The following is a 21,033-nucleotide window of genomic DNA, read 5'->3' as shown; positions in this document are numbered from 1 at the left end:
GCCGCCCGCCGGAATTCATTGAGTCTGTACATCGTGCGGGAGTTAGCGATGCGGAATCAATTCGGCGTTTTGTTTATCTCGGCATCGTTCCTCGTAATCGCCGCAAACGCCTCAGCGGAAGAGGCCAAGCCCGGCGCGATTCGCGGAATGCTGCTCACCGCGGACCACCAGCAGCGGCAGGTTGGATCCGCAGTCGTGATTGTTTGCGATCCGAAGTCGGGGCTGCCGTTGGCGGCTGAGACTCGTCAACCTCTGCGTGCCGGCGACTTCCAAGGCCCTGAAAGCCTCTGGCACTGCGTCACGAGCGAGGGCTCCACTTTCGAGATCCCTGACATGCCGGCCGGCGAGTATCGACTGCTTGTGCAGTCATGGGCGGGCGTGAACGGCATGCAGAGCATGAAGCAGTGCGCCAAGTTCCCCAGCGCCGTGACCCTGGCTCACGGGACGGCGGAAAACGTTGTCGTGCGTCCCGGAGAAACGACCGATGCCCTCATCAAAGAGCTGGGCACGCGGCAACTCACCGTGAGTCTCGATCCCAACGACGAACCAATGTTCATCTTCGTGAGCACGGCGCCGATGCGGCTCGATCCGGTCCTTGGCTACTACGGCTGGGGCGATGAATTCAATCGCCATATCATTGCGGCGACTCACTACTCCCAGCCGCGGTCGACCTTCGTCGGTCTACCAAACGATCGCGAGCTGTACATCGGCGTCTTTTGCTATGACAACTTGATGGGCTTCGGCGGCGCCGTGGTTCGACCGCGCGAGACGGAAATCACGGTCCCGGTCCATGGTTCTTGGAGCAATGGCAACATCGACCCACCTGCTCGTCTGCTGTCCCTCACTGAATTCTTAGAGAGTTCAGGCCAATCTTGGGAAGAGATCACTCAACTCAGCAGTCTTAAGGAACTACGCGATGCAAAGGGGCATGTCGATCAGACGCGCGCTTGGCAGATGCTGTTGCTCACGCCCGAACGGCGAGTGCCTGTCGGCGACCTCGGCGAGTTTCCGGTTAAAGACGTAATGGCCGCGGAAGCTTACCGCGGCCTGCGCGAACATCGACGAAAGGATAAGGCGCGCCAAGCCGAACGCAGGAAGGCGAGAGCCGCTCAGCCCGCAACAGGCGCTGCCCAAGCGGCGCCGGCCGAAACGCCGTAAGCGCGCTGTCTTACAACCTATCGAGCCCGTCGATCCAACGCCCAATCTTAGCCCGCGTCGCCGCGTCGAGCGTCGTCGAGCGGCTCTCTTCGCCGCGACGCACAAGTTGCGTCACCGGATAGCCGACGTCTTCGAGCTTCTTGAGATCCTGCCGAATGAGCAGCGACAGCGGCGTGTTTTGCGTTTCGACGGAAAGAATCGCCAGCCGTTCGTTCGGATTGTTCTCAGGAACTTCGAGCGTTCGCGGCAACGGGCTATCGACGACCGCCACCCCGCGGATCATCTTGCGGCCCCGCAGGCCAAGGGCGTAGGCCAGCTGGCCCCCCTTCCCTTCGCCGGCGATCACGACGCGACTTGGGTCGATCCGCCAGCGGCTGCCCGCCGTTTGCAGCAGCCGGGCCAGGTATTCCAGATCGTCGTTCGTCCAACCGCCGGCGTCGGCCGGTTCGGGCATCAGCAGCGTGAGTCGGTCGCGGACGCAGGTGCGCTGCCAGTCGGCGGCCATCGCTTCGGCGGTCTCGCGTTTGCCGTCGCCGAGCCAAATCAACAGCCCAGGAGTCGCGCCGCCGCTCGGCGGTTGGAAGTAACGGGCCGTTTGCGACATCTCGGGGAGCTTGAGCGTCTGCAGCTTCGGATCGCCGAGGCTGCTCGACTCCTCAGACGCCGCGCCAGTCGCCCGCAGGTCTGAAGCTTCCAGCACGCCGGTCGGTAGTTCGCCCAGTTCCACTTCGAACTCAAGTTCCTCGTCGCCGCGTTTCGCAAGGAGTTCGACGGCGTCGCCGAGACTCTTTGCGTTCAGCTCAGCGCGAGCTTCGGCGGCGCTGGCGACCTTTTTCTCCCCAACCTTCACGATGCGATCGCCCGCACGCAGCCCCGAGTCGTCGGCAGGGCTATCAGGCCAGACGTTGCGAATCACGAAACCCGCCGCGTCCTCCTTCTTGGGTTTTGCGTCGGCCGGCTTCTTTTCGTCGGCTTCCTCTTCAGCCTTCGCTTCATCATCGCCCGTAGCGGTCGATCGCTCGGGCAGCACGCCCAGAAACGGATGCGCATACGGCGGCAGCTTCGCAGCAAGCCGAACCTTGGTTTCAATTTCCTTCGCCTTGTCGCCCGAACCGCGGCGCAACGTCACCGCCAACGTGTCGCCCGCATAACGCGGCATCGTCTGGAAGCGGAGCGCCGTCTGCGTGTCGACCTTCACGCCGTCGACCGAAACGATGCGATCGTCCGCCTTCCAACCGGCAATCGCCGTCGGCGAACGGGGCCAGACGTTGGTGACGATCGGCGCCGTCGAGTGCGGATTGCCCGCCTTGAGCCCAATCCCCAGCAGTCCGCGATGCAAATCTTTTTCCTCGATCCAGCGGTCGACGATCGCCAGCACGTCGACGAGCGGTACGGCAAACCCGATCCCCGAATCGTAAAACTCTGCCCCGGCGGTGACGTCGGCCTCGCTCGCTCCAGGCGACGGCGGCGCCATCGGCGCCAAGATGCCGAGCACGCGGCCTTCGAGATCAATCAGCGGCCCACCATAGTTCGCAGCCGAAACGTTCGCATCGGTTTGAATCGCCCGACCAAACATCCGATTGAGCGCGCTCACCACGCCGACCGAAACGCTCACATCCTCAGGATTGAACGGCCGCCCCAACGCGATCGCAGAATCGCCAGGTCGCACCTCGCCGAGCAGCGCCGGTTCGGCCGCCGTGAGCGGTTCGTCTGTAGCGACCCTGAGTAGCACGAGCATGCGATTCTCATCGCGGCCGATAATCCGCGCAGCCTTTTGTTCTCCGCTGGGGAGCCGGACGAGAATCGACGTTGGCTGTTGAGCAAAATTAAACGCGCTCGACACGATCAGCCCGTCATCGCTGATGATCACCCCGGTCGTCGGCCCTTGGGCGAGCGTTTTTCCGTCAATCTGATCGACGCCGCCGATCGTGCGAATCTGGACGACCGACTTCTCGGCCGCCTTCACCGCGGCGGAGATTGCTTGCTGTTCAAGTTGATCAAGATCGTCCGCAGCGAACCCGCGCACGGGCAGAGTTGCCGCCAAACCAAGCGCGAAGCAAATCGCCAATCGCAAGAAGAATCGCGTCACCTGCCGTGGCTCACTCAGTAGGAACATCAAGTTGGTCAGAGTCGGCATCCTCAGCGTCGCTGGCGCCGCTTTCGCTTGCATCTTCGCTTGGCGACGTATCATCATCGTCCGCGGCAGGCTTTTCACCGTCGACAGTCGCTTCAGCGTCGGTCTCACCATCACTCTCGTCAGGCGAGCCAGCGTCGGCGTCATCGGAGGCCGTTGGCTCCTCTTCCGCCATCGCCTCGTCGGAATCATCGAGCGATGCCTCGTCCGCAGGCTCTTCTACAGCTTCCTCAGCGTTTAGCGTCGCTTCGACGAGCTTGCCGTCGCGCAGCACGGAAATCCGAACATCGTCAAAACTCTCACGACGGCCAAACTGCTCGGCAACCACCGAGCACGAAGAAGTCGGCTCGCCTTCGACGAACACCAGCAAATCGTCAGGCCGCAAGCCGGCCCGCTCCGCCGCCGAACCAGCGACGACCGAATCAATATACGGCGGCGTCCGCGGCAAAATATCGGGAACCAGCACGATCCCCACCGCCGCTAGCGTCAGCGGATCGCTCGCCTTCGGCGCCGCTTCATCGTCGGCGTCGATCGTCCGCCCCGCTTCCATTGTTTCCACGGAAGCGACGAACTGATCGACCGGGATCGCATAGTGCAGCCACGCGCCAGTCGAACGACTCCGCAGCTCTTTACCGAGCAGCCCGACAAGTTGCCCCCGCCAATTCACCAGGGCGCCGCCGGCCGCGCCGGGGTTATTTGCGGCCGCATCGACGATGTAAACGTTGCCGTGGAAACTCGCCTGATGCGCGCCGCGACGGGCGTCGAGCGGCGCGATGCCGCTCACGACGCCTTGCAGCACGCTCACCGGCTCGTCGCCGCCGGCGATATTGAACAAATTGCTCGCCGCCAGCACCCGCTCGCCTACCTTCGCGAGCGGCGCCGCGTTCAAATCAAAATGCGGCAGCGCATCGGCCTCGATCGGCAGCTTCAGCACGGCCAGTTCGCGGACCGGGTCGACGCCCAAAACCTCGGCCTTGAACTTCCGGCCGTCGTCGAGCACCACCGCCAGGTCGTCGGTGTCGAGCACGTAGCTCTGCACCGTGAGGACATGCCCATCGCCGGAGATGAGGATGCCCGTTTGATAAGCCTCCAACTCCTTCATCCCGCCGGCGCCGTAGATCTTTACGACCTTCCGCTGCACATCGCGGATCGTTTCTTGAAACGAAGCGGCGTGGGCGTTCGCATGAGTAACCAACGTCGCCAGCGGCGCGCTCGTCGCGACGAGCGCAGCCAACAGCAGCCGCGAGAATTGATGGCGAACTTCCGTCACGCTAGTTGGCTCCATCCTGCGGACCGCTCGGGGCCTGGCCGACGTCCCACTGCTCAATCGCCAATTCGGCAAAGACGCCGTCGCCGTGCTGCACGAGCCAACGCGTCGGCAATCGCCGTCCTTGGATATCCTTGAAATCGCTAAAGCTCAATTCGCACGGATCGGCGTCGTCCGCCGAGAAGAGCTCGATGCCAGTTAGATCGCCCGAATCTTCTGCGAAGAAGAACCGCGTCTCCATTCCTTCGAAGTAACCGACGAGACAGTCTTCCGGCGTCCCGTCGGGCCCGTGCGGCAGTTTGCCGAGGTAGTAGATCTCGCCGAAGCGGTGCAGGCCTTTGTCAATGAACCGCTGCCAGGCGTTGATCGCTAGCAGCAAGCCGCCTGATCGCGGCGGGCTAAGTTGCGCCGCAACGTCGCCGTTGAAGATCGCGCCCGAGTGGCCTGACGGCAGCGTTAATTCCGAACGGTTCGCCGAGGTGACCAATTGGAACACGCCGCCAGTTTCAACCTTGCCGCCAACGCGCCAGTCGTAGCCAAGATCGGCAATGGCGCTCCGATCGACGTAATTCGTCCAGAGCCGCTCTTGCGCCTGCTCGTTGTACCAATAATTCGCGTACCCGCGGCGAGCTTCGTAGCGCTGCACCACCGCTGGCGGCATCTTTTTCTTCTTGAGCAACCCTTCCAGCTGCGGAATTGGCAGCTTGGGGCCTTCATCCTTCGGCTTCTCCTGCGGATCGCCCGGATGGCCGCTCGGTTGCTCTTCCTCGCTCTGCACGAGCTCGATCAGCTCCGCTTCGTCGTGCACGCCCATCAGCCGCACCTGAGTGCTGAACGCTTGACCGTTGCGGCGATACGTCAGCGGCGCCCGCCACCCGCTGGGGTAGACGCCGAGCACATTTTTAAGTGCGTTCGCCGTCGAGATCTCGCGATCGGCGAAGCGAACGATGCTGTCGCCATATTGCAAGCCGCGGCGGAAGGCGTCGCTCGTTTCCAGAATGTCGTCGACGACGACCGATCCCTTGTCAGTCGACACTGTCGCGCCGAGCGTCGCATGGTCGACGATCCGGCCGCTCTTCAGCATCGGCACGAACCGCATCACCTGATTGACTGAGATCGCGTAACCGACGCCGACGTTCACGCGGCCGCGCTTCTCGAACGAGCCGCGACCGTTGATGCCGATGAGCCGTCCCTTGGCGTCAAACAGCGGCCCGCCCGAATTTCCCGGATTGATCGCCGCGTCGGTTTGAATACAGTCGGTGTACTCGAGCAGCGTGCCGGCCGGGTACTGGTAACGGTGCGTTCCCGACACCAGCCCGTAGCTAATCGAGGGCGTAAAATCGTCCGCCAGCAAAAACGGATTGCCGGCAGCAAAGCACCAGTCGCCGACACGCACCTGATCGCTGTCGCCGATCTCGGCGACCGGGAAGTCATCGCGGCCTAAGAGCTGAATGAGGGCCACGTCGCCCACCGGATCGATGCCGACGATAACGGCGTCGTAGAGCTTACCGTCGTTGAGCCCGCACTTCATCGCGGCGCCGCAGGGAGCGGTCACGTGGAAGTTCGTCACCGCGAAGCCGTCAGGGGAAATCAACACCCCCGAACCGCCCCCGCCGCCCGAACCGTCGAACACCGCCACCGTCGCGGCCGAGGCCTTGGCGATCGCCTCCGCCCGCTCATCCTCCGCCTTAAGGACGGCCGGATCGGGCGTCACGGCGCCGCGCACCGCGGCAGCGCTGCACAACAGCGAGGCGGCGATCAAGATCGGGTGATAGCAATTCATTTGATGAAGCGAGCCTCGATCAGGTGAAGGCGATCGCCGTAATCGAGGTTATCGCCATAGTCGACGACCAACTGCAACCGGCGCGCCGCCTGCAATTCTACGTCGATCTCGACCGGAGGTCCCCCCCCGTCAATCGTCCCTTCCCATAGAATCCGGTCATCCCCGCGGATCTCAAGGGCGACGTTCCCCTGCCCCGCCGTGGCCGGGTCGATCCCCGCCGTCACGGCAAACCGCGTCATCCCCTCGGGAACGAGATACGTCTGTTCCGTCCGGCTCCGCACTGCCAGCCCGCGCGAGTAGGTCCGCACGTCGCGGCGAGCCGGCACGGGGTCGTCGTCCCACAACAGCGACAGCTGCGAACCGTCGAACGCCACGTTCTGCCGCGGCGCACCAAAACTGGCGATCAGCTTCGCGTCTGCCGGCAGCGCCACCCGCGGAGTCCAACGGCTCGTCGCCGGCTTAAGGTCGCTGAGGTAGGCGATCTTCCCGGATGAGAAATCGATGCGGGCCACTTGGTCGAACGGGAATTCAACATCGACGCCGCCGAGTGACTTCAGTTGCAGCTGCTGCTTTTCGAGTTGCGCTTGCCGCGCAACGACAACGCTGCCATTGGTGAATGACACTCGACAGAGCGCCTCGGGCAGCGCCGCTTCCTTCGCATGATAAAAGACGATGGCGGCGATCTTCGACAGCTTCACCGGCACCTTCTCGCCATCCCAGCGAAAGTCAGCCTGCTGCGCGGTGACGTCTTCAACGACGCCCGACAGGTAGTCCATCGCCTCGCCTTTGACGATCACCAGCGAGTCGCCGGCAGGTTGCTTCTGTTCGATCTCCGCGAGCATCTTCGCGAGCGGTTCGCTCGCCGCGACGAGCTCAATGCGTTTGATCCGCGCCGTGGGGACTTCCACCTTCGCTTGCTGTCCCGGCAACTGGAACGTCGCTGTCCGTTTGGCAATCGTGAACTCTTCGAACGCCAGCCGCGAGCCATCGACGAGTTCCGCCACGCGCAGCGTTGGGCCAGCGCTCGGTTCCCGCTTCCACGCGACGTCCATGATCGCATCGGTCGCTAATTTTTGGTCGCCGTCAGCAGCGTCGATCGTCAGCTCCGTCCCATCCCACGCCGAAACGACGCCGCTGATCGTCTGCCCATCGAGCGTCGTCAACGACGCCTCATCCCCCGAGACGGCGAGCAGTGCGGCGAGTAATGCGAACCAAGGCGTCATGCGGTAGTTGTTCGTCGGAGTGTCGGAACGGAAAACGCGAGTCTTCGATTATTTGTCGGCGGGCATGGCCTGCTCGTTGGCGAGCTCACGGAAATATTGCTCAACCAACTCGCGGTAGTGGGCCGGAAACTCGCGGCCAATTTGCTGCAGCGCCTGCTCGCGCTCTTTCGGCGGCAGATCGCCCCAGCCCGACTTGTCGCCGATGTCGCGGCGTTCCGCTTGCATCCCCGGCTTCGCCTCGGCGAGGCCGCTGTCTTGCATCGGCTGGGAGCCCTGTTGCGGTTGGCCGCCGCTCGACGACGAAGACGATTGCTGTTGCTGCTGTTGTTGGTCTTCGAGATCCTTGATCATCTTGTCGAGCGAATCGAGCACGCCCTGCTCGATCTTCTGCACCTGATCGCCCGCCCGGCCGTAGGCCAGTCGGCGGCGAATGTCGTGCATCCGACGCGCGATGTGGTCGAGCGATTCGTCCTCGAGCCCCGCCAAATCGCGTTCCACCAATTGCGCCACTTGCAAGAATCGCCGCGGCAGCGAATCGTCGTGCTCCATCAACTGCACCATCGCCGACCGCGCTTCGTCGGGCTGCACCAACTGGTGGTACGCGACCATTTGATAGAACAAGAGCGACGCGGGGTCGATCACTTCGTCGGGCCGCAAATCGCCGATCTGGTGGAGCACCTCGTCGTAAAGCCCGTACTGCGCGAGCCACCGCGCGTAATAAAGCCGCAAGTTGTGACGCACGAGCAGCGGCACCTCGGCGTCGGCCAGCCACTCCGGTTCGGCAACCGCCGGCCCCTTATAGGCCGCGTTGCACGTCGCGACGAGCTTCGCCGCATCTTCGGACGAAGCCGCGAACGAAGCCGCCGCCAAATCGAGCATCTGGCTGGAGTCAAGCTCTTCGGGCGGCTTCGCGGGCCACAGTTTGCGAACGCTCGCCGCCTCAACGCGGTTCAGATCGCTCTGCTCAAGCCACGCAAGCACCTCCTCGCGCACCACCGGATAAGTGGGGGCGTCCCAGCTCGCTTCAAAATCGACTTGCGCAAACGCCATCGTCGGCGCCAGCGCGGCGATCCCGCAGCAGGCGGCCAGTACGAACCGGCGAATGTCGCGCAGCGCGTCCATCAGTCTTCCTTTGTGTTCAGTTCGCGCGTGGCTTGGAAGATTTTCTGCTGCCGCACCGCCAAGCCTTCAATCGCCTCGATCAGGTCCGTATCCTCGGCCTGCTCCCCTTCGATCATCGCGCCATACTGCTGGGTCCGCTTGTTGACGCGCACCTGCAGCGAGCGAATCATCCGCAGTTCCGCCAACTGGTCGACCAGCGGCTTCTCGCCCGGCTCGCCCCCGCCTTGCTGCGGTTGGCCCTGCTGCTTCTGCTCGCGCAAATCTTTGAGGGCCTGCTGCAACGCGGCGAGCGTTTCCTCGAGCGCCGCAATGACGTCCTCTTCCAGACCTTGCGTAATGAGGTCGACGCGCGTCTCGCGCAATCGCTCGGCAATCGACTCCATATCGTCACGAGCCTGCTCGATCGCTTCGGGGAACGCCGTTGAAGTCCCATCTTCGCGCAGCAGCACGAGCGCCCGATCAGCCTCGCGGACGATCAAGGTCTCCTTACGCGCGAGCCGGCCGCTGGCGATTTCCAGCTCGTGCGAGGGCGCCTTTTGCGACGCGGCGTCGAGCTTCTTCGTCTCGTCGTAAACCTCGATCTGCTCGTCGAGCATTTTGCGGAACCGGGCTTCGAGCAGCACAAGCATCCGCTCAAGCTCTTCCTCGCGCAGCTGCCGCAGAATCCGCTCGAGCTCGGCCTTCGCTTGTTCGAGTTCCTCGACCGCCTTCGATTGCTCTTCGACGGCGCCGTCACGCTGCGATTCTTCGAGCTTTTTCTGGGCCTCAGCCATCCGCTGCTGCGCATGCCGGAGCTTTTGCGCGGCCCGCTGCATCGGGTTGTCCGGCGGCTGCTCGCCATTCTGAGGCGATTGCTCTCCCGACTGCCCCGGCTGTTGTTCCGACGGCGAACCTTGGCTCGGCTTGCTTTGACTCGGCTGTCCCTCGCTGGGCTGACTTTCGCTCGGTTGGCTCTCGCTCGATTCCGATTCACCCGACTCGCTCGGCTTCGATTCCCCGTCGCTTGGCTTGCTTTCGCTCTGCTTAGAATCGCTCGGCTTGCTCTCTTCCTTCGAATCGTCGTCGGACGGCTTGCCTTCGTTCGATTCTTCTTCGCTCGACTCCTCAGACTTCTCCGCTTCGTCCGACTTGGACGATTCCTTCCCCTCGCTCGATTTGCTCTGCTTGCCCTCTTCGCCCTTCGACTCAGACTCAGCTTGCGATTCCGATTCGCCAGATTCGCTCGGCGGCGACTCGCTGTCCTTCTCACCCGACTCTCGCGACTCGGCCGCCTTTTGAGCAGCCGTCTTCTCCGAGTCTTCAATTTCGTCGCCCAGCTTGTCGGTCTTGTCGCCGACCGCTTGCTGATCCTTCGAGAGTTCCTCGTCGTCGTCGCCGCCATCGGTGCGAGCCTTCACGCCGCGCTGCAGCCGGATGAGGCGGTTGACGTCTTGCAGGTAACGGCTCACCCGCTTCCGTTCGGAGTCGATCTGCCGGTCGCGATCTTCTTGCAGGAGCAGTTCGAGCAACTTGTTCAGTTCGGTCTCGAGCGAGGCCTGCCCGTCGATCGCCGACGAGAAGCTCTCTTGCTCGAGCGCCGCGATTACCTTGTTGAATTGCCCGTTGACGTCTCGCGAGCGGCTCTGCGTGATCAGCTGCCGCAACAGGGTCGCCCGCCGCGGCTGCGTGCCGCGCGAAAGTTCGGCCTGCCGTTCGACGAGCGTTTCCAAACGGGCGAAGCGCTCGGCCAACCGGGCCTCAATCTGCGCGAGGCTTTCGTCGCTGCCGGTCGCCGCAGCAGGATCAGTCGCGGGCGCGCCATCGACGGCCGGCGGCGCCTCTTGGGCCGCCGCGAAGCGAACTCCGCCAACACCGGCGCCGCAGATGGCAAACAACATTGCCATCGTCCACCAGCGCCAGGATTGGAGCGTCGTCCTCATCGCCTAATCTTCCAGCAGGCCCTTTAGTTTGTCGCGTTGCTCTTGCTGCGTCCGCTCTTTGAGCTGCTCTTGATCCTTCACGATGCCCCGCAGCAACTCGACCAATTCATTGTAGTCTTCCAGCTCCAGCATACGATCTAACACGGCTTTCATTGCTTCTTCGGCCGTTTGAGCCGCCGCTTTCGCCGCCGCCAGCGGCTCCGCCGCCTCGGCTGGCCCCGCTTCGTAGGCCGTTTCCAGTGTTTCGAGCTCCTTTTCAAACGCCGGCAACAACTCGCCGCTGATCTCCTTCAGCGGTTCGGAAATGCCCCCTTCGAGCCGTTCCTTCAACTCCTCCGTATCGACGCGGTTGTTGATCAACTCGGCGACGATGTCGTCGAACCCGGTCGCCACGCCGCCTGTTTCGAACGCTATCTGCGTCGAGCTCTGCCGCGCGCCGCCGATGCGCGACAAGTCGCGCTGTCGGATTCGTTCGTGTTCTGTTGCCGAGGCGTTGCTCTCATCGTTCGCCGGGGCGGCATCGGTCTCGCCCGCAGCGTTCGCAGTATCGTCCGCCTGTGGCGTCGCCGCGGCAAGATCAATGCGGTCGAGCAGCTCGCGGACGGCCACCATTTTCTCGTGGATCGCTTCGAACCGCTGCCGCAGCCCGAGCTCGCGGCGTTCCAAAATCGCCCGCAATTCCGACGGCGTGACGACGTCGAGCACAAACCGCTGGCTCCCCCCGATATGGGGTTCCGCCCCCAAGTCGTAAGCGTCGCGAACCTTCACCGCGAGCGACAGTTTTTGCCCCGGCGCCACCGCCACGAGCGGCTGCTTCGTCTGCGGATCGGCATCGGCTAAGTCGAATGATTCCGTCAGCGCGAGGTTGGTGAGGCCATCCGGTTGCGTCCGCAACGGTCGGCGACTCGCGGCGCCTTCGTTCACCATATATTCGAACCACGCCTCTTCGAGGCCGTAGTCGTCCGACACGTTCCCCGCTAGCATGATCCGCGCCTGCGGAGTGATCGCCGAACCAATCCCGCGCAACGCCACCGACGCTTCGGGCAATTGGTCGGGCAGCACCAAGACCGGCAACCGGAACGGATCGCGATTCTCGACGCCATCGGCGTCGCGTAGCGAAATGCTAAAGACCTGATCGCTCGACGCAGCGGGAATCTCGAAGCTGAACTCTTTGGCGTTCTTGTCGTCGATCGTCGTCGCCAAATTCGTTTGCGCCGTCGAGTCGCGCACCGTCGCCGCGACGAGCGGTTTGTTTGCCTGAATCCGGCAGACCGCCTTGGCGCCCTCCGGCAACTCGGCCCTGCCGCTCACCGGTACCGACCGCGGCTCGCGCTCCATATACTTCGGGTAATCTACCTCGAGCCAAACCCGCGTGATCGCCGGCCGCTCGACCGCCCGCAGCCGTAGGTTGCGAATCCGATCGTCGCCGCCGATGACGTCGAACTCGATATCGCTGCTCACCTTGAAGGTGTAGTTGTATTCCTGCGCTTCGTCGCGGCCCGGCTCGGCCTGGCCGATCTTCAGCATCGGGCCGTTGCCGCGGCCGCCGTCGCTCGGACGCCGCCAGCGGATCTCGACTTCGTCTGGCGCTGTATGCTTGCCGACGATCGACGCCAGCACCGTCAACTCAAAATCATCATCGCGGGCGACGTTCACCACGTCGGCATTCTCGCGATCTTCGAACCCAACGACGGTAAGCTGCACGCGGCGCGGCCAGAGCTGCTTGCTGAGGGCGAGCCGATCGAGATAGAAATCAAACGCCCCGCGCTGCGTCAGCGCGAAGATCGCCATCGCCGCGCACAAACCGATGGCAGTCGCACCTTTGCGTGCGAGCGGCCGCATGTCGAACACCCGCCGCAGCGAAACTTGTTGCATCGCCGCCGCAGCATTGCGCCCCGCGGCGTCGATCAACTCGCGATTGGCGCCGGCCAGGGCCGACTGCTCGCCATGGCCATGCGAATGCTCGAGGTCGGTCGCATCAACCGCTTCCGCATCCCGCGCGATCCCCGCGCGAACGCCCGCCGCTTGAACGGTGGTGATCATTCCCTCGCGCAACTGCGGGTACTGCCGTTCAACCAGCAGCGCAAGGCTATCATCCGGCAGCGGCGCGAACAGCCGCCGCCCGATGTACCGCCAGCCGGTCACCAGCACCGAGAAGATTGCCGCCAGCCACATGAGAATCCGCATGCCGGCCGACGGCTCGAACATCCAATCGATCGCCAGCCCCAGCCAGAACGCCAGCGCCGCGACAATTGCCACCGCTGCGAACCCTTCGGCGAGGCTGTACAGCCGCACCAGCATCCGCAGTCGCGACACTTTCTGCGCGACCGGACGCGGAATTTCGAAGGGTAACGACGCCGTAGCCATTTCGTCAGTCAATCTCTCTCACGTTAAACGCTTACGCCAATTTCAATAACCGTCTGAGCAACCATTCCAAGCAGAGTGCCCCGCAAATGCCCGCCAGCAACCAGCGATGGAGCGACTCCGCAAACGCCTTATCTGGTTGGCCGCGCACAATCTCGGTCTTCGCCTGACTTTCAATGAGCGTTCCCGCCGCCGGCAGACCACTGTCGCCAGTCGCCGCGAGCGTGGGGCTCGCGTAATACTTGCCACCCGACCGGGCCGCGATCGCCGTGAGCAGTGCTTCATTCCGCCGCGTCTCGGCAAACTCCAAGTCCGGCACCGCCGCGGTAATCCGCTTCACCAGCGACTCGCCCGGATCGCCGGGCGGTGACAGTTCAATACGATACGAACCTTCGTTTGAGACGGTGAACTGCCCCACGAAGTTCCCCGGCCGGCTTTCGTCGGCAATCAGTTCGACGTTCAGCCCGGCGTTGTTCGGCCCCGTGACTCTCGCCGAAACGCGCGGCGCCACCAACGGTTCGCGATCGGGCGTGCTCAGCTGCGCCCGCACCACCACCGTATCGCCGACGAAGTACCGATCGCGCTCGACCAGTAACCGGCCGGTCGACGAGCCGCGCAGCAATCGCCCTTGGCTCACGTGCCGCACGAGTTGCGTGTAGAGTCGTTCGTAGTAGCCAGGATCGAGCGTCCGCAACCGCCACAGCTCGCCGCTCCCCATGTAGAAGACGCGGCCGGCGCCATAGAACTGATCCGCAAAGTAAACCGGCCGTTCGGTCGAGATCCCCGCTTCGGGGTCGCTGTACCGCCCGTAGACCTGCGCGCCAGGCTTCGGCCCCTTCACCGCATAGCAACCGAAGACGCCCGGGAAGCGTCCCCACCGCGCGCGATTCTCTTCCGGCGTATCGCCGAGCCACAGGAAGTCGGCCTCCATCCCTTCGCGCGTGAAATCAATCTGCCAAGGCGTCGGCGAGCCGTATAGTCCGTCGTCGAGCAACCCCATCCGTCGTTGGAACTCGACGGGGTAGAGCGCGCGAATCTTGCCATGCTCGGGGCTCTGAGCCCATGTCGCCGTGTGGACCGGCCCCGCGACGACGATCATGCCGCCCGCTTCCTCGGCGACCCACTGCTCGAGCAAATCGACCTGCTGTGCGTCGAGTTGCGTCCAGTCGGGGTCGAACGCGACGATGACGTCGTAGTCGAACAGTTCGTCCTTCGTCTTCGGGAACTCTTGCAGCACCTTATCGGCGTCTTGCGAGATCCCGGGGGGCGACATCTGCAGCCAGACGTCGACGTTGGCATGCCGGTCGCGCTTCAGTTGGTTCCGCAGGAAGCGATAGTCGCGGGTCGCTCCGCTCGCGATGAGCAGCACCTTCGTGCTCGTCTCGACGACGTCGATTTCCGCCGTACGGCGATTGTCGTCGCTGTACTGGTCGTCAGGCGGCGCAACGAGGCGGGCCTCCAATTCCAAACGCCCGATTGCCGACGGTTCGATGTCGAACTCCACCGGCACGGTCTCGCCGTCGGCGTTGAGCGTTACCGACTCCTGGCCGATGCGAACCTCGGCACTCCCTTCGCCCTCGCGGGCGTAGAGTTCCACGTCGAACGAACGCCCCGCGTACCCTTCGCCTTGGACGAGCGCTCGCACGGCTACCTTGTCTTCAGGGTAAGCCCGCGACGGCGCGATCAATTCTTGCAGCCGCAAGTTGCGCCGCGGCGCCGTTGAACCGACGCCAACCGTGATGATTGGCGTTTTGGCAACAGCCGCGGCATCGGCAACGGCGAGCGGATCGACGCCGAGGTTTTGCCCGCCATCGGAGAACGTAAACACTCCCGCAAGCTTCCCCGCCGCCGGTTCTGCGAGCGTCGCCGCCAACGCATCGCCGAGCCGCGTTTCGGCGCCAATGGGTTTCCCTGCTTCAAAAAGCCGCGACCGTTGGTCGCGGTCTTCATCACGGCCGGCATCACGCGCGCCGTCGCCGTCATCACTCGATTCAGTGGCGGCCCCGTCCGGCGAATGCCCGCGACCGCCGGTCGCGGCTTTGTCGCGCTTCCATTGTTGGATGCGGCGGACTTCGGCGTCGAATACCTTTACCGTCACGTCGTGCTGGCTGCGCAATTCTTTGATTAACGGCGAGTCGGCCAGCACCTGCAGCACCGCCCCGCTGCGGCTCACGCCGTCATCGCCGCTCTTCTCATCTTCCACCGCCATACTCTGGCTGGCGTCGACGAGCACCGTCACGCGCGATTCGGTGACAATCTCCTGATCGGTCCGCTTGAGCGGATCGAGAAAAAACAAGATCGCCCCCGCGAATGCCGCCAATCGCAACGCCCCCAGCGCGAACGTCGCCCAAGTCGGCAGCGCCGAACGCTCGCGGCGATACTGCCATACGACGAACAACACAAGCAGCACGGCCGCCACCGCGACACCGAGCCATAGCCACCGCGGATCGTCGAACTGCTCCAGCCGGCCGAACCGGTAGCTCGTCAGCCCCTCGCCAGTCGTGGGTGCAGCCGTCGGCGTCGGCATTGGCGGATCGGTGGCCGCTCCAGGCGACTTCGCGGTCTCCAGCGCGAGCAGCAACAAGCGGTTCCAGGCGATCATGCGGCGCTCCTGGCCGCGGCCGGATGGTAACTCGCTGAGACAGCCAGCAACTGCTCGAAGATGAGAATCGCCGCCAATGCGTAAAGAAACGCATCGCCCAGCTGGTACCCTTCCAACTCGTCGTCAGCCTTCGTGAACTCCGACGCGAGAGCGTAGCGATACTCCACGCCCGGCAGCCGCTCGGCCAGTTCGCTCTGCGGCAAAATCGCGAGTTCCCCTTCGCCGGTCGGCACGTTCACCGCGACGTAACGGACCTGCGGCTTTCCTTCGCGCGTCGTCAGCTCAAACCGCCACACGCCGCTCCGCGGTTGCCCCGGCGCCGTGATCTCGTAAACACCTTCCTTCGCCGCAGCCACGATCGGCGTTGCGTTGCTTTCGCCAACGCCCGGCGCGCGAACTTTTACTTCAGGCAAATACGCCGCCTCAGGCAACGCTAGTTTGATCGGTTCGTCGACGCCCCGCACATCGAATCGCCGCCGCGTCGCCGACAGGTAACCGACGAGTTCGTTTGCGTAGATCGGGAACACGGGATTAAGACTCCAGTTCGTCCAAATCCCTTGATCGGTCGGCGTCGGGGCCAGCTTCGCTAAGTGAAGCAGCACGCGTCCTTCGCCGAACTTCTTCTCCAGGGCTAGCGGAGCGCCATTGCGCAGCGTTGCGATTGCGCTCACGTCACCCGACTCCGGAATCTTCCAGTTCGGATCGAGTGCGTAATAGAAATCAACGTTCGCCACCGACAGAAAACTGTTGCGCTGCCCGGCGAAGACGCGGAAGATCGGATGCTCGGCAACGCGAACGTCGGCGCCCGCTTCCGATGGATCGCGTAACAGCTGCGATGGAACATTCAGCGGCGCCGGCAGCAGTCCCGCGCCATCGGCGAAGAGTTGATCGTTATAAAACGGCTGTTGCGATTGCGGCCCAACAAAAATTGCCAGTCCGCCGCCGCTGCGCACGTACGACTCCAGCACTTCGACTTCGGCGTCGTCGAGCCGCGGCACATCGAGCAGCACGATCACCGCGTAGTTGGCGAGCGCTTCGTGGTTCCGCAGATAGCTCGGCGGCTCGACCTGCGGATTCCAGCCGCCGACGTTCTTTCCGCCAGGGCTGAGCGCTGTCCGCAGGTAGTAGCCGTCGTCGCCGTTCGCCGAACCGTCGATCACCAGCACCGGAAACACCGGCGGAATCTCGGCGGCGAAGTAACGCTTGTTGTCGGTGAGCACCGCATCGCTTTCGAGCCCCGCCGTCAGTTCGTGCGGGCCGGCGGTCGGGAAGGTCACGCGGAACCGCCGCGTCGCCTTCTCGCCCGCGGGAATCTCGTCGAACTCCACCGCCGGCAAGCGATTGCCATCTTGTTCGACTGCTACGGTCACGGCGGCGACCGGCGTCTTGCCGTAATTCGCTACGGTCAGTTCCATCCACGTCTCGACGCCCGCCGCGCGAATGCCCGACTCCGGCTCAAGTCGCGTGATCGCCAGGTTCGGCCGCTCGTCGTACACGGTCTGCACGAGTTGTAAGTCGCCGACACGTTCGCGCAGCTCCGTCATCAGTTGCTGCAGCTGCGCTTGCTCTTCCCACTGCGGCCGGCGGAAGTCGGTGACGAGGTACGCGATCCGCGTCTCGCCTTCGACCGCCTCGGGCAACCGCGTCGCCGCTTGCAGCCCGTCGATCGGCCCGGCGTTCGTTTCTGACGCCTTCATCTCGCCCAGCGTCCGTTCCAGTTCCGCGAGCAGCGCGGCGTCGAGCGGACGGCGATCAATCTCTGGTCCAGCCCCGGCCGCGAGCCGACGTGCTTCCGAAAACCGCAGCAGTGTGACGAGTTGATTCTCCGACCGCCCCTGAGCTTGCTCCAACACGGCGGCGACGACGCGCTTCGCCTGCTCAAACGCCGAGGTCTCGTCCCAATGATCGGTCATCGAATAGCTGTCGTCGATCAACAGCAAATGGTGCGTCACCCCGCGGCCGAAGAGCCCGGCCCAGGTCGATTTAATTACTGGGCCAGCCAGCATGAACACCACCGCTGCGATCGCCGCCGTTCGCAGCAATAGCAGCAGTAGTTGCTTGAGGACGATCCACTTCTTGTTCCGCTTCTGGCTCTCCAGCAGAAAGTCCATCGCCGCCCACTCGATCCGCCGATGCCGCCGCAGGTTGATCAAATGGATCACCAGCGGCGCCGCGATGAGCGGCAATCCGAACGCCAGCAATGTGGGGAGTAGGAACGACACGTCGTGGGGTGATCAGTTACTGCTGATTGGTGATCGGGAATTGATAGTGCCCGAGGGCCTTCGATTTACTGAGATCCATGCTTGCCGAGATTAACCGATCACTGATCACCAGTAACCGATCACCTCCTTATTACTTCCGCGCCGCCAACCGCCGGCTAAAAAACGCCGCCAGCGCCGCGTCCATCGGTTGGCTCGTTCGAATCAACTCGTAATCAACCGCGTCGCGAGCACATCCATGCCGTAACGTCGAGACAAACTTCTCCACCGCTTCGAGGTACCCCTCACGCAGCGCTCGCGGGTTGCAGTTGAGATGCGCCGGCAACTCCAAACCTTCGAACCGCGTTGGCCCATCAAACGGAAAATCAAGCTCGTCGTCATCCATCACATGCAACACGAGCACGTCGTGCCCGCGCTGCCGCAGCAGCCGCAGCCCCCGCAGCGTCGATGCCGGATCGCCGAGCAAGTCCGACACGACGACGATCAGCCCGCGGCGATAGTTCTCCTCCGCAATCAACCGAAGTACGTTGCCCGGATCGGTCTTCGCCTGCGGCCGATTCGCATCGAGCGCCTGGACGATCGACGCCAAGTGCACCTGCGTGCTCCGCATCGGCGTGCGAGCGCGAATCTTCTCATCGAACGCCAAGCACGCCACCGCGTCGTGCTGCCGCAGCAGCAGGTAGGCGATGCTCACCGCCGCCGTCGCCGCGTACTCGTACTTGTTCAGCGGCCCGCTGCCATACTCCATGCTTTTCGAGACGTCGACGAGCAGCGTGCAGCGCATGCTGGCGTCTTCTTCGAATTGCTTCACATACAGACGATCGGCCTTCGCCCAGACTTTCCAGTCGACGTGGCGCAGATCGTCCCCCGGGGCGTATTGCCGGTGCTGCAGGAATTCGATTGATCGGCCGAAGTACGGGCTGCGATGCATCCCGCTCATGAACCCTTCGACGACGTGCCGTGCACGAATCTCCAGGCGCCCGATCCGCCGAATCGCCTCAGGATGCAAAAATCGCTTTGAATCGGGCGTCATTGGCCAATTCATCCTCGCGGGCTGGGGTGGACTGAATGAGCCGATCGATCACGTCGTCTGACGTAACGCCGTCACTCTCGGCGGCGAAGTTGACGACGATGCGGTGCCGCAGCACCGGCTTGGCGAGCGCCTGAATGTCGTCGACGGTCACGTGCGTCCGCCGCTCCATTAGCGCGCGGGCCTTGGCGCCGATGATGAGGAACTGCACGGCCCGCGGACCGGCGCCCCATGCCAGTTGATCGGCGACAAAGTCGGGAATCCCTGACTCCCCGACCCGTGTCTGCCGCACCAGCGACAACGAGTAGCGAATCACGTGATCGCTCACCGGCACTTCGCGCACCAATCGCTGCAGCGTGAGAATCTCTTCCGGCGAGATCACCGACGAGACGGTATCGGTGATCGCTGACGTTGTCCGCCGGGCGACTTCAAATTCTTCCGCAAAGCTGGGGTACGTCACCAGCACTTTGAACATGAAACGATCTTGCTGCGCTTCCGGCAGCGGATAGGTTCCTTCCTGCTCGATCGGGTTTTGCGTCGCCAGCACGAAGAACGGATCGCTCAACTGGTGCCGCACGCGGCCGACCGTCACTTGCCGCTCTTGCATCGCTTCGAGCAGCGCGGCCTGCGTCTTCGGCGGCGTCCGGTTGATTTCGTCCGCCAGAATGACGTTCGAAAACAGCGGACCCTCAAGAAACCGCATCTCGCGCTGACCGGTCGAGCGGTTCTCCTCGATGATGTCGGTGCCGGTGATATCGGCGGGCATCAGGTCGGGAGTGAACTGAATGCGGCTGAACGACAGATTCATCGTCCGCGCGAGCGTGCTGATGAGCAACGTCTTCGCCAACCCCGGTACGCCTTCGAGCAAACAGTGCCCGCGACTGAACAGGCTGATCAGGAGTTGATCGACGACGTCGTTCTGCCCAACGATCACCTGAGCCAACTGGCCCCGAATCCGTTCGACCGCCGAACCGAGCTTTTCAATCACCTGACCGTCGGCGACGGCATCCGCGGAATCGTTCATGCAGGAAATCTCTAGGAGGGTTCAGGTGTCGGGATTCAGGGTTCGGGAAGGGTTCAGTTGTTAGGGTTCAGGGTTCAGTGCGAAATTCGCTCCCGCATTTCCTGAACCCTGAACCCCGACACCTGAACCCTCACCTTTGGTAAATCGGTAAGTACGCGTTGTCCAACTGCAAAATGATCAAGTTCAGCGCCGTCGTATAGACGGGCCCGACGTACCCTTGGTTCCAAGTGTACGCCGTGCCGTCGCCAATCTTTACGGCGGTCGCCTCGGCGAGAATCCGCTTCTCCACCGCCGCACGATAGTCATTCCACGCTTCGCCTCCTTCGCGGTACTGCACCTGCGAGTAGTAGAAGTGAGCGTAGTGCCAATGACCGAAACTATCCTGCGCCGCGGGATCGAGGTGCTTCCGGCAGTACTCCATCATTCGCGGCACGTAATCATCGTCATATTCTCCGGCGTTGTACAGGCAGGCGACGGCCGCGGCCGTAATCGCCGGCCGCCCTCCCCCGCCCTTCGAGCTGTATTGCACGGCCCCATCCGGCAACGTGCAATTATGGATGTACTTGACGGCTTTTTCGATCACCTCGTTCGGCACGGGAATCCCCGCGTTGCGGGCGCCGCGGAGGCCCTGCACTTGCGTGATCGTCGTCGAGCCTTCGTCGAAACCTCCGCCGTCCTTCGCGCTCACGTACCCCCAACCGCCGGCCGGCGTCTGGGCGTAGCCAGTGAATTCCACCGCCTTCGTGAGCACGTGGATCAGTTCCTCGCGCCGCTCCACATCCTCTTCTTCGCCCAGCACTTCCGACAGGAAGAGCATGGCAAAGCCATGGCCATAGGTGTAGTGATCGTCGTCAGCGTCGCCAATCAACCCGTTCGGACGGCTGCGATTGGTGAGGTAGCCGACGGCCCGGCGAATATTCTCTGCGTACTTGCCCTGCGTCGTCGTCGACCCTTCGCACAACATCGCCATGCCGGCGAGAGCCGTCATCGCGGTCGGATACCGTTCCTGGGCGGTCCAATGGCCGGGTTGGCGCTGTTGCGAGGCAAGCCACGCCAACCCGCCGTCGACGTGGACCTGCACGTCGGGGTCGGGAACGCGCGCCGCGGCCGCGCGGAGCATCCCCGCGAGCAACGCCATCGCCGCCAAGCATGTGAAGGTCCGTTTCAACATCAGAGCGTCAATTTCCG

13 protein-coding genes are annotated in these 21,033 nt (G+C 63.3%); 1 reads left to right on the top strand and 12 read right to left on the bottom strand.

Annotated elements, in window-relative coordinates; genetic code table 11:
- Positions 1-48 precede the first annotated feature (48 nt).
- Positions 49-1,158: a hypothetical protein gene (locus PLANPX_RS12630; RefSeq protein ID WP_152099083.1), complete on the top strand. Its 1,110-nt coding sequence runs from the start codon at positions 49-51 to the stop codon at positions 1,156-1,158.
- Positions 1,159-1,168: 10 nt separating this feature from the next.
- Here PLANPX_RS12630 and PLANPX_RS12625 read toward each other — a convergent pair whose 3' ends face one another.
- The 12 genes from PLANPX_RS12625 to PLANPX_RS12570 form a co-directional block, all read right to left on the bottom strand.
- The gene (locus PLANPX_RS12625) at positions 1,169-3,352 is read right to left on the bottom strand and encodes a PDZ domain-containing protein (protein ID WP_172992026.1); all 2,184 of its coding nucleotides are present in this window, start codon (positions 3,350-3,352) and stop codon (positions 1,169-1,171) included.
- The gene (locus PLANPX_RS12620; RefSeq protein WP_232536384.1) at positions 3,258-4,562 is read right to left on the bottom strand and encodes a S1C family serine protease; all 1,305 of its coding nucleotides are present in this window, start codon (positions 4,560-4,562) and stop codon (positions 3,258-3,260) included. Before PLANPX_RS12620 ends, PLANPX_RS12625 begins: the two co-directional genes overlap by 95 nt.
- Position 4,563: 1 nt before the next feature.
- Entirely contained in the window at positions 4,564-6,342 is a 1,779-nt protein-coding gene (locus PLANPX_RS12615; protein WP_152099080.1) for a S1C family serine protease, read from the bottom strand.
- The gene (locus PLANPX_RS12610; protein WP_152099079.1) at positions 6,339-7,565 is read right to left on the bottom strand and encodes an NPCBM/NEW2 domain-containing protein; all 1,227 of its coding nucleotides are present in this window, start codon (positions 7,563-7,565) and stop codon (positions 6,339-6,341) included. The genes PLANPX_RS12615 and PLANPX_RS12610 overlap by 4 nt, the downstream gene beginning before the upstream one ends.
- 48 nt (positions 7,566-7,613) lie before the next feature.
- Positions 7,614-8,687, bottom strand: coding sequence for a hypothetical protein (locus tag PLANPX_RS12605; RefSeq protein WP_152099078.1), 1,074 nt, complete (start codon positions 8,685-8,687; stop codon positions 7,614-7,616).
- Positions 8,687-10,606: a hypothetical protein gene (locus tag PLANPX_RS12600; RefSeq protein WP_152099077.1), complete on the bottom strand. Its 1,920-nt coding sequence runs from the start codon at positions 10,604-10,606 to the stop codon at positions 8,687-8,689. The genes PLANPX_RS12605 and PLANPX_RS12600 overlap by 1 nt, the downstream gene beginning before the upstream one ends.
- A gap of 3 nt (positions 10,607-10,609) precedes the next feature.
- On the bottom strand, positions 10,610-12,973 hold the full coding sequence (locus tag PLANPX_RS12595; RefSeq protein WP_152099076.1) for a hypothetical protein: 2,364 nt from the start codon (positions 12,971-12,973) through the stop codon (positions 10,610-10,612).
- Between the two features lie 31 nt (positions 12,974-13,004).
- Positions 13,005-15,572 carry a hypothetical protein gene (locus tag PLANPX_RS12590; RefSeq protein WP_152099075.1) on the bottom strand — a complete coding sequence of 856 codons (2,568 nt, stop codon included), beginning with the start codon at positions 15,570-15,572 and terminating at the stop codon, positions 13,005-13,007.
- On the bottom strand, positions 15,569-17,794 hold the full coding sequence (locus PLANPX_RS12585; RefSeq protein WP_152099074.1) for a BatA domain-containing protein: 2,226 nt from the start codon (positions 17,792-17,794) through the stop codon (positions 15,569-15,571). The genes PLANPX_RS12590 and PLANPX_RS12585 overlap by 4 nt, the downstream gene beginning before the upstream one ends.
- Before the next feature lie 130 nt (positions 17,795-17,924).
- Positions 17,925-18,824 (bottom strand): DUF58 domain-containing protein, encoded by a 900-nt coding sequence (locus PLANPX_RS12580; RefSeq protein WP_152099073.1) that lies wholly within the window; start codon positions 18,822-18,824, stop codon positions 17,925-17,927.
- Positions 18,790-19,845, bottom strand: a complete 1,056-nt coding sequence (locus tag PLANPX_RS12575; RefSeq protein ID WP_152099072.1) for an AAA family ATPase — start codon at positions 19,843-19,845, stop codon at positions 18,790-18,792. The genes PLANPX_RS12580 and PLANPX_RS12575 overlap by 35 nt, the downstream gene beginning before the upstream one ends.
- 130 nt (positions 19,846-19,975) lie before the next feature.
- Positions 19,976-21,016, bottom strand: a complete 1,041-nt coding sequence (locus PLANPX_RS12570; RefSeq protein WP_152099071.1) for a prenyltransferase/squalene oxidase repeat-containing protein — start codon at positions 21,014-21,016, stop codon at positions 19,976-19,978.
- Positions 21,017-21,033: the final 17 nt, after the last annotated feature.

Source organism: Lacipirellula parvula (assembly GCF_009177095.1).
In the GTDB taxonomy this organism is placed as follows: Bacteria; Planctomycetota; Planctomycetia; order Pirellulales; family Lacipirellulaceae; genus Lacipirellula; species Lacipirellula parvula.
Note: the sequence above shows the minus strand (reverse complement) of the source record. Positions and strands in the feature narration are given on the sequence as shown.